This window comes from Streptomyces sp. NRRL F-525 (assembly GCF_000716605.1).
Lineage (GTDB): Bacteria > Actinomycetota > Actinomycetes > Streptomycetales > Streptomycetaceae > Streptomyces.
The window spans coordinates 494913-511692 of the sequence record NZ_JNXE01000001.1 but is presented as its reverse complement, the minus strand read 5'-3'; the positions used below and the strand labels follow the sequence as shown (position 1 = coordinate 511692).

The window sequence follows — 16780 nt, the reverse complement described above, 5'->3', positions numbered from 1 at the left end:
GTAGCTCTACGCACGGAATGTGACGGACGCGGTCGTCCCGTCAACGGACACAACCGCCCCGTCACCCGTGCGACAGGAGAGAAGGCACCATGTGGGTCGACACCGGTACCGCGCCCGAGGCGGGCGCCGAGGAGCGGGAACAGCAGAGCCTCGGTACCGCCGCGGCACGCACTCTGGCGACCACGACCAAGTCCGAACCCCAGATGCAGGGCATCAGTTCACGCTGGCTGACCCGCATGCTGCCCTGGGTGAACGTGCCCGGCGGAACCTACCGCGTCAACCGCCGGCTGTCCTACACGCGGGGCGACGGACGGGTGACGTTCGTCCAGACCGGCGCACAAGTGCGGGTGGTCCCGGCCGAGTTGAGCGAACTCCCGCTGCTGCGCGGCTTCACGGACACCGACGCGCTCGGCGCGCTGGCCGAGCGGTTCGAGCAACGGGAGTTCACACCGGGCCAGTTGATCGTGGAGGCGGGCCGCCCCGCCGACCAGGTGTACCTGATCGCGCACGGCAAGGTGGAGCAGCTCGGCGAGGGTCCCTACGGCGACGAGGCGGTCGCCGGCCTGCTGGCCGACGGGGACACCTTCGGCGGCCAGGTGCTCGCCGACCCCGACAGCACCTGGAAGTTCACGGCCCGCGCGGCTACGGCCACCACCGTGCTGGCGCTGCCGCACTCGGCGTACCAGGCGGTCGCGGAACGGCACCCGGAGCTGAGCGCGCACGTCGAGTCGGTCGGCGCGGACGAGCACGGCCCGGTCAACCCGTTCGGCGAGGCGGCGATCGCGCTCAGCGCCGGACATGTCGGCGAGCCGGACCTCCCGGGCACGTTCGTCGACTACGACCTCGCCCCGCGCGAGTACGAACTCAGCGTCGCCCAGACCGTGTTGAAGGTGCACAGCCGCGTCACCGACCTCTACAACCAGCCGATGAACCAGACCCAGCAGCAACTCCGGCTCACCGTCGAGGCCTTGCGCGAGCGGCAGGAGAACGAGCTGGTCAACAACCGGGACTTCGGCCTCCTGCACAACGCCGACTACGACCAGCGGATCTCCACCCACTCCGGCCCGCCGACCCCCGACGACCTCGACGAACTCCTCAGCATGCGGCGCGACACCCGCTACCTGTTCGCCCATCCGCGAGCGATCGCCGCGTTCGGCCGCGAGTGCAACAAGCGGGGTGTCTACTTCAGCGGCATCGACGTCGGCGGCCACCACCTTCCCGCCTGGCGCGGCGTACCGCTGCTGCCGTGCGGCAAGATCCCGGTCAACGAGTCCCGTACGTCGTCGATCATCGCCATGCGCACCGGCGAGGACGACCAGGGCGTGATCGGCCTCTACCAGACGGGCATCCCGGACGAGCTCGAACCGGGCCTCAACGTACGGTTCATGGGCATCAACGAGCAGGCGATCATCTCCTACCTGGTGAGCACCTACTTCTCGGCGGCGGTCCTGGTGCCGGACGCGATCGGCATCCTGGAGAACGTCGAGGTCTCCCGCCGGGACGGCAACTGACCGTGAGACAGGGCTAGTTCAGGAACGCGTCCAGTCGTGCCGCGTCCGGCGCCGTAGCCGGTCCCGACACGGTGACGGCCAGGGCGGCGCCCGCGTTGGCCCGGTGAGCGGCGGCCACCGGGTCGACACCCCGAGCCAGGGCGGCCATGAACACCCCGGTGTGAGCGTCGCCGGCGCCGTTGAGATCGACGGCGTCGACGGCGAACCCGGGGACGGCGACAAGCCGTCCGCCGTGGTGCAGGAGACACCCCTCGGGCCCGGTACGGACGAGCACCGAGCCGCGCCCCAGCCGGGATTGGAGCGCGCGGGCGGCCCCGGCCGGATCATCGAGACCCGTAAGCAGCGCGGCCTCGCGGGCGTTGCAGCTCCACCAGTCCGAACGGGCGAGCAGCAACTCCACGGCCTCAGCGGGGATTTCGCGGACGAGCGGTCCCGGGTCGGTGACCAGCGTGGCCACCGGGTCGAGTCGGGGCAGGAAGTCGAGCAGGGCGGTGCGGTTGCTGTCGTAGAGCAGGCTGTATCCGGTGACGTAGACCAAGTCGCCCGCGCCCGGCCGGAGTTCGGCCAGGTCGGCGCTGGTCAGGGTGGCCTCGGCGCCGGGGCTGGTGACGAAGGTACGCTCGCCGTCCGCGTCGACCAGGCAGACCACGAAGCCGGTGTCCGGTTGCGGGCGCGGTGCGAGCAGGACGTCGATGCCTTCGGCGTGCAGTGCGGCGCGGGCCCGGTCGCCGAGGGGGCCGGTGCCGTGCGCTCCGGCGTAGGTCACCGCGAGTCCCTGGCGGGCGGCGGCTGCCATGACGTTGAAGCCGCCACCGGGGGTGTGCTCGGTGCGGGTGGCGAGGACGTCGCCGCCGCGCTCGGGAAGGGCGGGGACGTCGAGGACCAGGTCGACGACGACGTTGCCGAGGTGCCACAGCCTGGTGCTCACGTCCGGGTCCGAAGTTCGAGCAACGCGGCGGCTGTGGCGTCCAGTTGGAGCTTCGGGTTGACGCGTACGAGCGTCTCCCGCGCGTCGGCCGGGAAGGCGTCCACCCCGTGGCAGGCGCCGCCGACGGCACCCGCGATCGCGGCGATGGTGTCGCAGTCACCGCCGACGGACGCGGCCAGCAGCGCGGCCCGCCAGGGGTCGTCGGGGCAGGCGGCGAGGACGGCGAAGGCGGCGGGCACGGACTCCTGCGTGGCGAGACTCGTCCCGACCAACGCGTAGACGCGCTCGCAGACTTGGGCCTCGGTGAGACCGCGCACCAGCCCGGTCGCCCAGACGATCCGCTCGGCGACATCGGCGGCGGCCACCCAGTGTCCGCGCCCCGCCGCCAACCGGGCCGCCGACACGGCCACTTCGACCGCCTCCGGAACCGACGCCCCGTCAACTCCCGCGCTCACAGCGGCGGCCACGGCCGCGGCACCGGCGAGCGCGACCCCCGTGTTGTGGGTGAGGCTGCTCGCCTCGACCACCCGGTCCACCAACTCGGCCGGGGCGGCGACCGACACGGCGATACCCACCGGCGCGATCCGCATCGCCGCGCCATTGGTGGTGCCGTAGCGCCCCACCTCGTCGACCGGGGTGCCCGCGAGGACGAGTTCCACCGCGCGCTTGGTGGACGGTCCGAGGAGGTCGAGCGAGCCCCGGGCCCGCATGTCGTCCTCCCAGGCGACCAGGCGCCGGGCGAGTTCCGCCGGGTCGACGCGGCCCTTGCCGTCGAGGAGCAACTCGGCCAGCAGCAGGGCCTGTTCGGTGTCGTCGGTGACGGCTCCGGCCGGCATCCCGGCGGCGAGAGGGTGGTCGGGGTCGGCCGGTTGGAAGCCGGTGAGGAACGGGCCGTAGCGCGCGGTGATCTGTGGGCGAGAGAGCATCTGGGTGGGCATGCCGAGGGCGTCGCCGAGGGCGAGTCCGTGAAGGGCTCCGGTGGCGCGGCTCTGGAGGGTCATGTGCACTTTCCTTGGCCGAGGCGTGGGTCAGCCGAATTCGAGGGTCAGTTGGAAGTGGTCGGGGTCCAGGAGGCTCACGACATGTTCGACGAAGGAACCGTCGGCCGCCCGGCTGGTGCGCCGCGTGTCGAGGAACCAGTCACCCGGTTCGCGGCGCAGCAGCTCCGCCTCCCGCCCGTCGATCCGCCGCCCGCTCACCCGCTGCTCTCCGTGGTCGGCGCGCAGCCCGGCCCGCAGCATCACGTCGGTCAGCGACTCCTGCCCGAGCCCCCGGGAGGGCAGGTCCCGCACCCCGGGCACGGGTGGCAGGAAGCTGCGTTCGTACGACACGACGACCGCGTCAGCGGCCAGTTCCCGTATCCGCTCCACGCACACGAACTCGGTGGTGTTCAGGGTGAGTTGACGGGCGAGTCGCTCGTCCCTCCGGGCATCCACCGCGAGGGTCCGCACCCGGGTGTCGATGCCCTGGGTGGCCAGCGCGTGGGCCCAGCCGAGGCGGTCGTCGAGGGGGCGGCCGTCGAAGAGGACGTAGGAGCCCTTGCCGGTGCGGGTGGCGATCAGGCCGGCTTCGGAGAGTTCGGCGAGGGCCGCGCGGACGGTCGTACGGCTGACGCCGAAGCGTTGGGCCAGGGCGTGTTCGCCGGGGAGTTGTTCGCCGGCGGGGCGGTGGCCGCTGCGGATCTCCTTGGCGAGGACCTCGGTGATGCGCTGGTGTTTGAGCCGGACGGCGGTCATGACCTCTCCCCGACCGCCTCGGCGACGGTGACCACCCGGATCAGGGGTTGGTAGAGATCCATGACGTGCAACGCCTTGGCGTGGGAGTCGTCGTCCACGCCCGCGCAGGCGTCGGCGACGACCAGTACCTCGGCTCCGGCGTCGGCGGCGGCGAGTGCCGTGGACAGGACACAGCAGTCGGTGCTGACACCGGCGAGGACGAGGCGGCCGGTGGGGGCGACGCGTTCGGCGAGTTCCGGGGTCCACTTGCCGAAGGTGGGCGCGTCCACCAAGTGCCCTGCCTGGGCGGCGAATTCGTCGGTCAGTCGCCAGAGCGGGGCGTCCGGCGGCTGGAGGGCGAAGGGCCACTGGTCGTAGTAGGCGCGCCAGGCGCCCTCGGGTTTCTCGGGGGCCAGGAAGCGGGTGAAGGTGACGTGTTCGGCGAACGTAGGCAGCAGTCGTCGTACGCCTGCCGCCGCTTCGGCGAAGCGGGGGGTGGCCCAGGGGCTGTCGGGTTCGGCGAAGACGCGCTGCATGTCGATGACGGCGAGGTGGCCGGTCGTGGTGGTCATACGGCGGGCACCGCCTCCTGGCTCGGGGCCTCCGCTTCCTGCCGCTGGACGCGGGCGCGGCCCAGCGCGAGGGTGCCGAGGAAGCCGAGGGCGAGGGCGATCAGGACGCCGAGGTTGGCGTAGGCCCAGGAGCCGGACTTGCCGCCGAGGCCGAGCGGGTCGAGGAGATAGCCCTGCCAACTCAGCCAGCTGGCGGCCGTGTTGGTGACCAGGCCCCAGCCGATCGCGGTGGCGGCGAGGGTGAGGAGGAGGGGCGTGGGCTGGACGTCGCCGTAGCGGCCGTTCGGGCGGAAGAGGTCGCCCTCGTCGTAGTCGCGGCGGCGGAGGAGGAGGTCGGCGAGCATGATGCCGGACCAGGCGGCGATGGGGACGCCGAGGGTGGTGAGGAAGCCCATGAACTGGCCGAGGAAGTCGTCGGCGAAGAACACGATGTAGACGGAGCCCGCGATCATCAGGACGCCGTCGACGAGGGCGGCGAGGTAGCGCGGGATCCGGAGTCCGGCCGACAGCAGGGCCAGGCCGGAGGAGTAGATGTCGAGGACCGCGCCGCCGACCAGGCCCAGGACCGCGACCACGGCGAACGGGACCAGGAACCAGGTCGGCAGGATCGTCGTCAGCGCGCCGATCGGGTCGGCGGCGACCGCCTTGTTGAGCGTGCTGGAGGAACCGGCGAGCAGCAGGCCGAAGACCAGCAGGAGCAGCGGGGCCACGGAGGCGCCGAACGTCGTCCAGCCGATCACGCCTCTGCTGGAAGAACTCCGGGGCAGGTAACGGGAGTAGTCGGCGGCCGCGTTGACCCAGCCGAGGCCGAAGCCGGTCATCATGAACACCAGCGCGCCGATGAACTCCTGCGCGGAGCCCGCCGGTACGGCGCTGACCGTGCTCCAGTGGATGTGGTCGGCGACGAGCGCGATGTAGACGATCGTGAGCACGCCGGTGACGACGGTGATGACCGTCTGGAGCCGCATGATCAGGTCGAAGCCCATGACTCCGCCGACGACGGTGAGCGCGCCGACCAGGATCAGCGCGACCACCTTGGTCTCGGTGCCGCCGCCCCAGCCGAGTCTGCTGAAGACGGTCGCGGTGGCCATCGTCGCGAGGGCGGTGAGCACGGTCTCCCAGCCGACGGTGAGGACCCAGGAGATCACCGACGGCAGCCGGTTGCCGCGCACGCCGTAGGCGGCGCGGCTCAGCACCATCGTCGGCGCGGAGCCGCGTTTGCCGGCGACCGCGATGAATCCGCAGAGCAGGAAGGAGAAGACGATCCCGATGACGCCGGCGACGAGCGCCTGCCAGAAGGAGATCCCGAAGCCGAGCGCGAAGGCGCCGTAGCTCAGTCCGAGGATGGAGACATTCGCTCCAAACCACGGCCAGAACAAGGTACTTGGGGTGCCTTTGCGCTCGGCGTCGCCGATCACGTCGAGGCCGTGCGTCTCGACCTGGAGCTGCCGGGACTGGGATGTCTGGGAGGAGTCCGCCATCGTCGACCTACCTGTCTAGACGTGTTCAGTCGAGGCTAGGTGGGGTGACGAGGGGCGTCAAGAGCGGACCGCTCCGCGTCAGTGGCAGTCGCCGTGGCGGCCCAGGGATTCCACGGGGGTCACGCCGGGGCGGGTCCACTGCGGGACGGGACGGCTGGTCCCGCCCCAGGTGGCGTTCCCGTCGGCGTCCGAGCGCCAGTACCAGCAGGCGTCACGGCCGGGCGGGTAGCCCTCGGGGTTGTCCTGCCAGGCCTCGCCGCGGCCGTACGGCGTCATGTCGAGCAGGGCGAGGGAGCTGTTGACGGGCTCGTTGCCGCGGCCCGTGGTGGAGTAGGTGAGGAACACGCGGTCGCCGTCGCGCAGGAAGGCGAGGATGTGCCCCATCCCGCCGCCGATGGGCGCGTCCAGGCCGCGTACCGAGTACCAGGGCTCGGTGTACCCCATGAACTCGACGTAGGGAGCGACCTCGTCCCACGCACCCGTGGTCAGGACGGCGTACGAGACGCCCCGGGCGTTGAGATAGACCGCGTCCTTCATGTGCCAGGCCGTGGTGGTGCAGCCCTCGCACTGGCCCTGGTGGGGTGCGTGGTCGTGCCACATGTGCTGGTACACCACGAGTTCGTCGCGCCCCTGGAACAGGTCGAGGAACGGGACCGGTCCGTCGGCGCCGACGACCTCCACCTTCCCGTCGAGCTCGACCATCGGCAGGCGCCGCCGGGCCGCGGCGATCGCGTCTCCCTCCCGGGTGTGCGCCTTCTCCCGGAGCAGCAGTTCGTCTCGCGCCGCGTTCCAGGTGGCGATGTCTACGACGGGCGGCTTGCCGGGGAGGTCGCTGCTGCTACCGGTGCCGGGTGTGGTCGTCATGGGTCCTCCGTGGTGAGTCGGGTCGGGCGGCGGCGTAGGGCGTACTTCGTAGGGCGTACTACGGCGCTCACCGGATCAGACTCCGGGCGGGGCCGAAACTCATCGGGGTGGGCAGGGCGTCGGCCACGGTTTCCCACATGTGGCGGCACCACACATGGCGGCACCACATGTGGGTGCACCCCGCTGTTCCGCTCACCGGCACAGCACGCGACACGTCGGCGAACCGTCCGCAGGCTGTTCCCATCGGTCGGGGCGTGCCACGTACCGCACCACGGGTGCCGCGCTTCCGCGATCTCGAAGGAGGCCGCCATGGAGTCGTCCGGGACGCGTCAGGGGTACGGCGAGACCGCCCGCACTCCCCGCAAGAGCCGCGCCCGCGACACGCTGTCCTTGCTGAGCGCGGAGTTCGACGGGACGCACGACGTGTGGCGTTCGGCCATGGGCACGATGTGCGTGGCCGACCCGGAGTCCGCCCGGGCGGTGCTCGGCAACCGGGACGCGGCCGTCGTCGAGGCGTCCGACTTCTACAAGACCCGCCACGGCGACTTCGGACCCCGTGCGGCGCAGATCCGGATCGGGCGTGCGGCCCGCGCCCTGATACGCCGTCATCTGGACGCCCGGCGAGCGGAGTTGCCGGGCCTGGTCTCCGAACTCCTCGCCCCCAGCGCCGTCTGGCCCGACGCCGGCAACCTGCTCGTCCTGCGCCATCTGCGGGACGTCCTGCTGCACCGGGACGCGCCGCCCCAACTGCACGCCACCGTCGGGCAGATCGTCCGCCGGGCGGTGCTGGCGGGCGCCCGGCACCGCCACTCGCCGCCGTCCCGACTGCTCTTCCGGCGCCGCGCGCTGAACTTCCTGCACACCGAAATACGCGACCGGCAGGGGCAGTTGGATCCCACCCGCGATCCACGCGACCTGCTCGACGTCGTCGTGGACGAGAGCGAGCCCGGGGCGGACCCGAAGGATCTCGCCGAGGTGTATCTCTCGTTCCTGTTCGCCACCGTCGGCTCGGTCGGCTTCGCGCTCGGATGGTCCGTCCACCTGCTCGGCACGCACCCCGACTGCCAGGCGGCGGAGCCGAGTTGGACGGTGCGGGAGGCGCTGCGGCTCTGGCCGGTGGCGTGGTTGTTCGCACGGACCCCGAGCCATGTGCAGACGCTCGGCGGGGCGGAGGTCACCCCGCGTGACCTCCTCGCCGTCTGCACCTATCTGGTGCACCGGCATCCCGGGTACTGGGAGCGCCCGGACGAGTTTGTGCCGGAGCGCTGGGCGGGGGCGGTGCCGGACGCGGCGTATCTGCCGTTCGGGTACGGGCCGCACACCTGCGCCGGGGCGACCGTCACCATGCGGCTCCTCGAAGACCTCGTCGAACTGATCACCCGTGACTGGCGGTTGTCGGTCACCCATGACGGCGCCGGCCCCCAGGTGGGCCCGGCGCTCGCTCCACCGCGTTTCACCGCGGTGCTGAGCGCCCGCCCCGACCGTCCCGGAAGGAGGTGAACGCACATGCACGCCCTGTATCTCAAGGCGAAGTCCGTCCTCAACATCCGAGGCTCGTACGGACAGTTCTGGTACCTGTACCACCACATCTGACCGGCCCGGCGCGGGGAACCACCGAGCGGCCGGCTCCCCGCGCCCCACGAGGGGACGCTCATCATGACCACCCCGCAGCACCCCGAGGACTTCCTGCACTCCATCCGCACGCGCAGCGCCGCCGAGGACGGGATCTTCTGGGTCGACGACACCCGGCTCGGTGTGTTCGAGCCGGAGGCGGCGCGCCATGTCAGTGCCACGAACTGGCGCCGGTTCGTCCTGCACGACCGGCTGATCGACATGCTGCTGCGGCGGCGCAGCCCCGAGGTGCGGTGGAGCCGGATCCGTTCCGCGTGGCTGACCCAACTGCACACGCTGGCCACGCCGGAGCAGCACGGCGCTCTGATCGACCGTATGGAGGGGATCATCGACGAACGGCTCGGCGAGGACGTCGACCTGGTCATGCTCACCCAGGACGTGGCGCTGCGGTCGATGTTGCCGGTCGCGCTGTCCGGGCTCACCACCAGCGAGGCCGAACTGGTCCTCCGTGACCTGGAGATGAAGCTGCTGCGGCTCGTCTCGCCCGAGCCGGCCGGGCTCTGGCACCACCTGCGGTTCATCGTCGTACAGCTGCGGTCCGGGCTCGTGGTGCGCCGGGTGCTCCGGCAGCGGGCGCACGGGAAACGGAAGCGCGAACTGGATCTCGCCGATCCGTTCGTCGACCTGCTGCCCCGACTCGGCATGGACCGCGCCCTGGACGTCGTCACCACGGTCCTCACCGCGATCGGCGGGCCGCCGGGCACCGCCGCCGCGAGTCTGCTGTACGAGTTCGTCCGCAACCCCGAGTGGCAGCGACGGCTCACCGAGGAACTGTCGACCGTGGACCCGGTGGAGTTCCGTGCCGCTCCGACGCACGCGGCGCCGGTGACGCACCGGTTCGTGAAGGAGGTGCTGCGGCTGTGGAGCCCGCCGCTGCTGCTGGTGCGGCGCAACCAGTTCCCCTTCGACTTCGGCAAGACCCGGCTGGAGCCCGGTGATTGGTATCTGCTGAGCCCGCACCTGATCCACCGTGACGAGCGGGTCTGGAAGCAGCCGGACGTCTTCGACCCGGACCGTTTCCTGCCGGGCGCGCCGCACGGCCCGGCGGACCGCACCTGCTACGTGCCGTTCGGCTGGGCGCCCAAGAAATGCGTGGGCGCCAACATCGGGACCGTCCAACTGATGGGCCTGTGCCACCTGTTGTGCACCCGGTACCGGCTGACCGTCGACCACCCCGAGAAGCTCACGATGGCGCTCCGCTTCGCGCCGGTGCCGGAGGACTTCCGCGGGCGTCTCGCGCCGCGATAGCGAAACCTCTGCGGTGTCCGCTCGTTGAGCCTGCGTCTCGGAACTCCCGCGAAACTGTCCGTGATCCGTAACAGGCGGATCCTCCCCCGCCTTTACGCCGTCCTGACGAGTGCACGGAGTCGATCAAACAGGACAAGGGCAGGCTGACATGGCACGGCACGGTGGGCGGGGTTGGTACGGGCGGGTACTCGCGGCGGCGGTCGGGGTGACCGCGGTGGCGGCGGCGACCTCGGTGTGGACCGCGCAGGCCGGTGTCGTCGACGCGCCGGGCGCCGGGGGCAACGCGCGCCCCTCCGCGGCCAGTTCGGCCCCCGCCCGGGCCACCGTGTCGGAGGAGATCGTGCACGCCTCCGACCAGGGCGCCCACGGCGTCAACATCACCATCGACGACGGACCGGACCCGACCTGGACCCCGCAGGTGCTCCAACTCCTCAAGCAGTACGGGGTGAAGGCCACCTTCTGCATGATCGGCCCCGAGGCCGAGGCCCACCCCGACCTGGTCAAGGCGGTCGTCGCGGCCGGGCACCGGCTGTGCGACCACACGGTGTCGCACGACACGACGATGGACAAGAAGTCCGAGGCCTATCAGTCGCAGGAGATCCTGGACGCCGCGCGCATGATCACCAAGGCGTCCGGCGGTGTCCGCCCCCTGTACTACCGTGCGCCGGGCGGCGCCTTCACGCCGTACAGCCGGCACCTCGCCGCCTCGCAGGGGATGCGTCCGCTGGGCTGGAACGTCGACTCCAAGGACTTCGAACTCCCGGGCACGGACGCCATCATCGCCACCGTCAAGAGCGAACTCCCCAACGGGCCGACGATCCTGTTCCACGACGCCGGCGGCGACCGCTCGGAGACCGTGGCCGCGCTGCGCGAGATCCTGCCGTGGCTGAAGCAGCAGGGTTATTCCTTCGGATTCCCGGTGCGCTGAACGGTGGGGTGCCGAACAGCGCACTGAATTGGCGTCAGCCGTATTTCGGGTGACGAATATGTGTGGGAAATGTGTAACGGCCCGCGAGGTGGCGGTATTTAACCGTGTCAGTGCCGATTCGCGCTGTCGGCGGCGGACAGCGAAGGCTTGCGGCGATTTCAGGCGTGCAGTAACTACGTGACACATGAACCTGTTCAACCGCGCTGCGCCCCTCCGCCGCTCGGCACCCCCCGCCGTCCCGAAACGCCCGGCCGCCCCACCGGCCTCCACCCCCTCCGGCCTGCCCGATCCCGCCCTGGCCGCGCTGACCGGAGAGTGGATGATCGACCCCGCGCACAGCCGGATCGGCTTCTCCGTCCGGCACGCGATGGTGACGACCGTGCGCGGGTCTTTCGCCGAATACAAAAGCCGCCTCTACTTCGACGGCCGCAACCCCGCCCGTTCGCAGGCCGAGATCGTGGTGTCCACCGGCACAGTCGACACCGGAGTGGAACAACGCGACGCCCACTTGGTCGGCCGTGACTTCCTGGACACCGCCACCTTCCCGCGGATGCGGTTCGCGAGTACCGCGGTGCAAATGGCCGGCAACGATGTCTACCGCATGCTCGGCGACCTCACCATCAAGGACGTCACCCGGCCCGTCGTCCTCGAACTCACCTATATCGGCCATGTCACCGACCCGTTCGGCGTCGAGCGCGTCGGCTTCGACGGCACCACCACCATCGACCGTTCCGAGTGGGGTCTGACCTACAACTCCCGGCTGGCCGAGGGTGGTGCGATGGTGAGCGAGAAGGTGCGGCTCCAGTTCGACATCGCGGCGATCCGTACGATGCCGGCCGTCTGACGGAACGTTTGCTCGCCCGGACGCCGTGTCGCTGCGTGCCGGGCGAGTCAAGTGTTTCCCGGTGTTTCCGGTGTTTCCGCTTGTTTCCAGTCGCGCGGGCTCCCTACCGGGTGACGAGGCGGCCGCCGACGATCGTGTGGACGGGGTTCAGGTCGCGCAGGGCATCGCTCGGGCAGTCGGCGGGGTCCTGGTCCCAAACGGTGAGGTCGGCGAGGCGACCCGGTGCGAGCGTGCCGCGCAGATCCTGATCGCCGCACAGGCGGGCCGCGTTGACCGTGTGCAGGGTGAGCGCCTCGTCGTAGGTGATGGCGTGTTCCGGACCCTTGACGCCGATGACCGTCTGGCGGGTGGTCATGCCGTAGACCGAGCGCATCGCGCCGAACTGGCCGACGGGGAAGTCCGATCCGGCGCTGACCTCGGCGCCGAGGTCGATCCAACCGCGGGCGGGGAAGAGTCGGGCGACGCGTTCCGGGCCCCAGAAGCCCTCCTCCACCTCGGCGGTGTCGTGCAGCAGGGGCTGCTGGATGGTGACGGGGATGCCCAACTCGACGGCGCGGGCGCGCTGTTCGGGACCGGCGAGGCCGCCGTGCTCCATCACCAGCGTGCCGGCGGGCAGGCCGGGGTTGCGGACGAGGACGCGCTCGTAGACGTCGAGGAGGGTGCGGACCGCGCGGTCGCCGTAGGCGTGCGTGCCGACGCGCCAGCCGCGCCGGACCACCGCCTCGACGGCCTCGACCAGCGCGTCGGGCTCCCAGATCAGGGTTCCGGAGAAGGCGTGGTCACAGGCGTACGGCTCCTCGGTGGCACCGGCTTCGAGGCCGCCGTCGAGCCCGAACTTCACACCCCACACCCGCAGCCACGGGTCGGAGCCGTCACGCCAGTCCTCCATGACGTCGAGCAGGTCCTCCACCTGGGCCGCGCTGGTCATGCCGAGCGCTGAAATCAGGGCGCGGACACGGGTGTTGAGGGCGCCGGCCTCGCGGGCGGCGAGGAGGACGGCGTAGTCCTCGGGGGTGACGGCGCAGTCGCGGACGGTGCCGATGCCGGTGGCCGCGTACTGGGCGGACGCCAGGCGCAGTCCGTCGATCCGCTGGGCCCGGTCCGGGGCCGGGAGCAGACGCTCCACCAGGCCCAGCGCGTTGTCGATCAACCGCCCGTTGAGCCGGCCGTCGGCGTCGCGGCCGATGACACCGCCCGGCGGCACGGGAGTGTCCTCGGTGATGCCCGCCAGGCGCAGCGCGTAGGTGTTGACGATGTCGTTGTGGCCGCCGCGCTTGACCAGGACGGGGTGCCGGTCGGTGGCCCGGTCGAGTTCGGCGGCGGTGGGCATGCGGCGCTCGGCGAGGTTGAGTTCCTGCCAGTTGGTGGTCGTGCGGATCCACTCGCCCTCGGGGGTCACCTTCGCCCGTTGCCGGATCAGGTCGAGGAACTCGGGGATGTCGTGGGCCTGGTGCACGGGCACGTCGTGCGCGCCGAGTGCCGCGTAGATCAGGTGCGTGTGGGTGTCGTCGAACGCGGGCAGCACGGTGGCGCCGGGGAGGTCGTGGACCGTCGTGCGCTCGCTCACGAGGTGGTCGAGTCCGTTCGGGTCGGGCGAGAGGGCCGCGACGCGGTCGCCCCGCACGGCCAGCGCCCGCTGCGGCGCCTGGCCGGGCACCAGTGTGTGGATCGCGTTCGCCCGGATCACCAGGTCGGCTCCGTGATCGGTCATCGTTCTCTCCCACTTCCTCGCGACATCCGCTGACCTGGCTTTTGTACGGCTGGACAGCGGGTTCACACACATTTGGCGGTCTCAGAAGCAGGAAACACGCCAGAGAGGAGAGCTGTGATCGAGATCATGAGTCAAATGGTCGACGAGACGGACCGCCGGATCGTGGTCGCGGCCCGTTCGCCGACCGGCGACACACCGACCGTCATTGACAAGCCGATTCCGCACCGGTTGTCATGAACACATGCCGAAATATCCGGGGCTCCGCCACACCCGCCACACCTGCCTCACTCGCCGATCCGGCTGCCCCGCCCTCGGCTCCGGCTGCGTTCCGTCCCTGGACTCACCCTGGAAGTACGGTCATTGACCGGGCGCCGCGAGCTGCTCGACACGGCCCGGGCCGAGTTGACGAACCGTCATGGAGTACTCCTCTACGGCCCCGCGGGCATCGGCAAGTCCGTACTGGTCGCTGCCCTCGTGGCGACCTCGGCAGCTCAAGTCCAGCCTGCCGGAACGGTGTTGCACTGCTCCCCCGCCGAGGAGGATGCCCGGCTCCCCTTCGCCGGTCTCGTCGACCTGTTCGCACGGGTCCCGGAGAGCTGCCTGGCGGCCTTGGCCCCCGAACCCCAAGTGGCGCTGCGGGCAGCCCTGTTGCGCGGCGAGACACCGGACAGCGACCGGGACCGGCTCGCGATCCGCGTCGCCGTTCTCGACGTGCTGCGCGCCCTCGCCGCCACCGGCCCCGTGCTGCTGGTACTCGACGGCCTCCAGTGGATCGACGAGCCGACCGCCGAGGTGCTCGCCTTCGTCGTGCGCCGTGTCGAGGGCCTCGACATACGGGTGGTGGCCGCCGAGCGGGTCACCGAGGACGAGCAGCCCGAACGGCCGCACTGCTGCCCGCCCGGCATCCTCGAACTGCCCGTGCCACCCCTGACGGACGACGAGGTGACGCACCTCCTCCCCGCCGACCTGCCACCGGCGGTGCTGCGGGCCGTCCAGGACACCGCCGCCGGAAACCCTTGGTACGCGCTGGAGTTGGGCCGGGCGGCCCCGCGCGACGGAGCGGCCGTCGGTCTCGGCCGGAGCCTGCCCGTACCCCGACGCCTGCGCACCCTGCTCCTGGAACAGGTGCGCGCACTGCCCGCATCCGCGCGTCGCACCCTCCTCGTCGCCAGCGCCGCCGCCCGCCCCACGCTCACGCTGCTGCGCGCCGCCGGACTCGATGACCCCGCCGCCGACCTCGCGGAGGCGGAGCGGCTCGGTGTCGCGACGGCCGACGCCGACGGGACCGTACGCTTCCGGCATCCGCTGGTCCGGGCCGCCGTCTACGCCGATGCCGCGGAGCACGAGCGCCGACAAGCGCACGCGTTGCTGGGCCGCGCGGTCACCGAACTCGTCGAGCAGGCGCGGCACTTGGCGCTCGCCCACCCCTACGAGGACGAGGCCACGGCCCGCACGCTGATGTCCGCGGCCGAGTCCGCGCGGCGCGACGGTGCGCCCGATGCCGCCTTCGACTTGGCCGGGCTCGCGGCCCGGCGCACACCCGACGACCGTCCTGTGGAGCGCGCCGACCGGTTGTTGGCGGCGGCCGAATACGCCTGTGACGCCGGGCAGTTGGAGGAGGCGGGGCAGGCGGCCGAGACCGTGCTCGCCGGGTCGGGATCCGCGCGGCAGCGGGTGCGGGCGCGGCTGGTGCTGCTGCGTAATGCCGGGCAGGCGTTGAAGGGTGCGCATGCCCTGATCGAGGAGGGGCTCCGGGACGCGGACGGCGATCCGGAGGCCGAGGCGTGGCTGCACCACTGGGCAGCCGTACGGGGCCTGTTGTGCGGGGAGTTGGAGGACGCGGCCCGGCATGCCCGGCGCGCCGCTCGGCAGGCGGCCGTGGCCGGTGACGCGGAGACCCGGATCGGCGCGCTCGCCACGCTCGCCCGGGTGCGTTCCCTGGGCGGTGAACCGGTTGCCGCCGACGCCGCGTTGGAGGAGGCCCTCGCCCTGGCCGGGGGCGCCGGCGCCGGGCCGGAGAGCTGGGGGCTGATCCGGATGCGGGCGATCCTCGCCCTGGACTCGGACAAGGTGACGGAGGCTCAGAAGCGGGTCACCGAACTCCTCGCGGAGATCGGGGAGTTCGCCGGTGTCGAAGAGGTCATGGCGACCCTGGTGGCCCTCACCCGGATCCAAGTGCGCGCCGGGCACTGCCGGGAGGCCATGGACACCGCCGCCCGCTGCACACGTGCCGTGGCCGAGACCGGCGTACAGGCCGCTCCGGCGCTGTACGCGGCGGCGCTCGCGGCGACCGCGGGCGGGACCGCCGACGAGGCGCGGCGGCTGGCCGAGCAGGCGGTGCGGGCGTCGGAGGCGGACGGTGACCGGCTGTTCCTGCTCCGCGCGTTGGCGGTGCTGGGGCAGGCCGAGTTGCTCGCGGGTGACCCGCGTGGGGCCGCCGCCGCGGTCGAGGCGCTGCAGCGCGTCAAGGAGCTCGGCGCGGCCATGTCCGCCGCCGATCCGCCGCTGCTGCACTGGTACAGCGACCTGGCCGAGGCCCTGGTCGTGCTGGGCGAGACGGACGCGGCCGGTGCCGTGCTCGACGAGGCGCGGAAGCGGGTGTCCGTCGACGCGCCCGGCAGCGTACTGGCCGCGCTGGAGCGGGCCGAGGGGCTGCGTGAGGCCGGGCTCGGCCGGGCGAAGGAGGGGGCGGTGCGGCTGCGGACCGCCGTCGACCGGTTGCGTCAACTCCCGTTGCCCGTCGACCTGATACGCACGCTCATCGCGCTCGGCGCGGTAGAACGCCGGGCCCGGCACCGAAACGCGGCACGCACCGCTCTCGGCGAGGCATGGGAGACGGCGACGCGGATCGGCGCCGTTCCGCTGGCCGCCCGGGCCGGGGACGAACTGGCTCGGCTGGAGGCCGGCGACCGGGACGGTGAGGGGCGGCCCGAACTCACGCCCACGGAGGCGCGGGTGGCCGAGCTGGTCGGCGGCGGGGCCACCAACAGGGAGGTCGCGGCGGAGCTGTTCATCAGCGTGAAGACGGTCGAGGGCACGCTGTCGCGGGTCTACCGCAAGGTCGGGGTCCGCTCACGCACCGCGCTCGCCCACGCCATGGCGGTCGCCGTCATCGCGTCCGGCGCGGCGAGCGTGAGCGTCGGCGACGACGACCAACAGCAGCTCACCACACCGGCGGTGACGATCAGTCAGCCAGGCCGGGTCCGTAGTCAAAGGACGCTCGACAACCGCCGCTGACCTGTCATTCGCGGTTCACATGACATCCGCAGTTAACACGCGACGCAAGGGTTCCCCCGCTTATGCGGGTGGGGTCGATGTTCCTACGGTGAAGCCGTTCCGCTTCCGG

At 71.6% G+C, this 16780-nt stretch carries 14 protein-coding genes; 7 read left to right on the top strand and 7 right to left on the bottom strand.

Going from position 1 to position 16780, the window contains the following annotated elements; all coding sequences use genetic code 11:
• The first annotated feature begins 89 nt into the window (after positions 1 to 89).
• A complete protein-coding gene (locus OO69_RS02255; RefSeq protein WP_033278589.1) occupies positions 90 to 1511 on the top strand; it encodes a family 2B encapsulin nanocompartment shell protein in 1422 nt (473 codons plus the stop codon).
• 13 nt (positions 1512 to 1524) lie between these two features.
• Here OO69_RS02255 and OO69_RS02250 read toward each other — a convergent pair whose 3' ends face one another.
• The 6 genes from OO69_RS02250 to OO69_RS02225 form a co-directional block, all read right to left on the bottom strand.
• Entirely contained in the window at positions 1525 to 2439 is a 915-nt protein-coding gene (locus OO69_RS02250) for a PfkB family carbohydrate kinase (RefSeq protein WP_033278588.1), read from the bottom strand.
• Positions 2436 to 3440: an ADP-ribosylglycohydrolase family protein gene (locus tag OO69_RS02245; RefSeq protein ID WP_033278587.1), complete on the bottom strand. Its 1005-nt coding sequence runs from the start codon at positions 3438 to 3440 to the stop codon at positions 2436 to 2438. Before OO69_RS02245 ends, OO69_RS02250 begins: the two co-directional genes overlap by 4 nt.
• 27 nt (positions 3441 to 3467) lie before the next feature.
• Entirely contained in the window at positions 3468 to 4175 is a 708-nt protein-coding gene (locus OO69_RS02240) for a GntR family transcriptional regulator (protein ID WP_033278586.1), read from the bottom strand.
• Positions 4172 to 4726 carry a cysteine hydrolase family protein gene (locus tag OO69_RS02235; RefSeq protein ID WP_033278585.1) on the bottom strand — a complete coding sequence of 185 codons (555 nt, stop codon included), beginning with the start codon at positions 4724 to 4726 and terminating at the stop codon, positions 4172 to 4174. The genes OO69_RS02240 and OO69_RS02235 overlap by 4 nt, the downstream gene beginning before the upstream one ends.
• Positions 4723 to 6207 carry a purine-cytosine permease family protein gene (locus OO69_RS02230; protein WP_033278584.1) on the bottom strand — a complete coding sequence of 495 codons (1485 nt, stop codon included), beginning with the start codon at positions 6205 to 6207 and terminating at the stop codon, positions 4723 to 4725. The genes OO69_RS02235 and OO69_RS02230 overlap by 4 nt, the downstream gene beginning before the upstream one ends.
• A 78-nt stretch (positions 6208 to 6285) precedes the next feature.
• Positions 6286 to 7071, bottom strand: coding sequence for a DUF899 family protein (locus tag OO69_RS02225; RefSeq protein WP_033278583.1), 786 nt, complete (start codon positions 7069 to 7071; stop codon positions 6286 to 6288).
• A gap of 309 nt (positions 7072 to 7380) precedes the next feature.
• Here OO69_RS02225 and OO69_RS02220 point away from each other — a divergent pair, with 309 nt between their 5' ends.
• The 4 genes from OO69_RS02220 to OO69_RS02205 all read left to right on the top strand — a co-directional run bounded on the left by OO69_RS02220 (position 7381) and on the right by OO69_RS02205 (position 11723).
• The gene (locus tag OO69_RS02220) at positions 7381 to 8571 is read left to right on the top strand and encodes a cytochrome P450 (RefSeq protein WP_051800720.1); all 1191 of its coding nucleotides are present in this window, start codon (positions 7381 to 7383) and stop codon (positions 8569 to 8571) included.
• 156 nt (positions 8572 to 8727) lie between these two features.
• Positions 8728 to 9951 carry a cytochrome P450 gene (locus OO69_RS02215; protein WP_033278582.1) on the top strand — a complete coding sequence of 408 codons (1224 nt, stop codon included), beginning with the start codon at positions 8728 to 8730 and terminating at the stop codon, positions 9949 to 9951.
• Positions 9952 to 10099: 148 nt separating this feature from the next.
• Positions 10100 to 10879 (top strand): polysaccharide deacetylase family protein, encoded by a 780-nt coding sequence (locus OO69_RS02210; protein WP_033278581.1) that lies wholly within the window; start codon positions 10100 to 10102, stop codon positions 10877 to 10879.
• A gap of 184 nt (positions 10880 to 11063) precedes the next feature.
• On the top strand, positions 11064 to 11723 hold the full coding sequence (locus tag OO69_RS02205) for a YceI family protein (protein WP_033278580.1): 660 nt from the start codon (positions 11064 to 11066) through the stop codon (positions 11721 to 11723).
• Positions 11724 to 11826: 103 nt separating this feature from the next.
• Here OO69_RS02205 and OO69_RS02200 read toward each other — a convergent pair whose 3' ends face one another.
• Positions 11827 to 13434, bottom strand: coding sequence for an amidohydrolase (locus OO69_RS02200; RefSeq protein WP_033278579.1), 1608 nt, complete (start codon positions 13432 to 13434; stop codon positions 11827 to 11829).
• Between the two features lie 114 nt (positions 13435 to 13548).
• Here OO69_RS02200 and OO69_RS53470 point away from each other — a divergent pair, with 114 nt between their 5' ends.
• Positions 13549 to 13671, top strand: coding sequence for a hypothetical protein (locus OO69_RS53470; RefSeq protein WP_267885189.1), 123 nt, complete (start codon positions 13549 to 13551; stop codon positions 13669 to 13671).
• A 123-nt stretch (positions 13672 to 13794) separates the two neighbouring features.
• Positions 13795 to 16671 (top strand): helix-turn-helix transcriptional regulator, encoded by a 2877-nt coding sequence (locus tag OO69_RS02195; RefSeq protein ID WP_033278578.1) that lies wholly within the window; start codon positions 13795 to 13797, stop codon positions 16669 to 16671.
• Positions 16672 to 16780 lie beyond the last annotated feature (109 nt).

Excerpts from the sequence above, each read along its gene's own strand:
- OO69_RS02225 (WP_033278583.1), bottom strand. The coding sequence starts at position 7,071 with ATGACGACCACACCCGGCACCGGTAGCAGCAGCGACCTCCCCGGCAAG.
- OO69_RS02240 (WP_033278586.1), bottom strand. The coding sequence starts at position 4,175 with ATGACCGCCGTCCGGCTCAAACACCAGCGCATCACCGAGGTCCTCGCC.
- OO69_RS02255 (WP_033278589.1), top strand. The coding sequence starts at position 90 with ATGTGGGTCGACACCGGTACCGCGCCCGAGGCGGGCGCCGAGGAGCGG.
- OO69_RS02210 (WP_033278581.1), top strand. The coding sequence starts at position 10,100 with ATGGCACGGCACGGTGGGCGGGGTTGGTACGGGCGGGTACTCGCGGCG.
- OO69_RS02230 (WP_033278584.1), bottom strand. The coding sequence starts at position 6,207 with ATGGCGGACTCCTCCCAGACATCCCAGTCCCGGCAGCTCCAGGTCGAG.
- OO69_RS02205 (WP_033278580.1), top strand. The coding sequence starts at position 11,064 with ATGAACCTGTTCAACCGCGCTGCGCCCCTCCGCCGCTCGGCACCCCCC.
- OO69_RS02245 (WP_033278587.1), bottom strand. The coding sequence starts at position 3,440 with ATGACCCTCCAGAGCCGCGCCACCGGAGCCCTTCACGGACTCGCCCTC.
- OO69_RS02235 (WP_033278585.1), bottom strand. The coding sequence starts at position 4,726 with ATGACCACCACGACCGGCCACCTCGCCGTCATCGACATGCAGCGCGTC.
- OO69_RS02220 (WP_051800720.1), top strand. The coding sequence starts at position 7,381 with ATGGAGTCGTCCGGGACGCGTCAGGGGTACGGCGAGACCGCCCGCACT.
- OO69_RS02215 (WP_033278582.1), top strand. The coding sequence starts at position 8,728 with ATGACCACCCCGCAGCACCCCGAGGACTTCCTGCACTCCATCCGCACG.
- OO69_RS02200 (WP_033278579.1), bottom strand. The coding sequence starts at position 13,434 with ATGACCGATCACGGAGCCGACCTGGTGATCCGGGCGAACGCGATCCAC.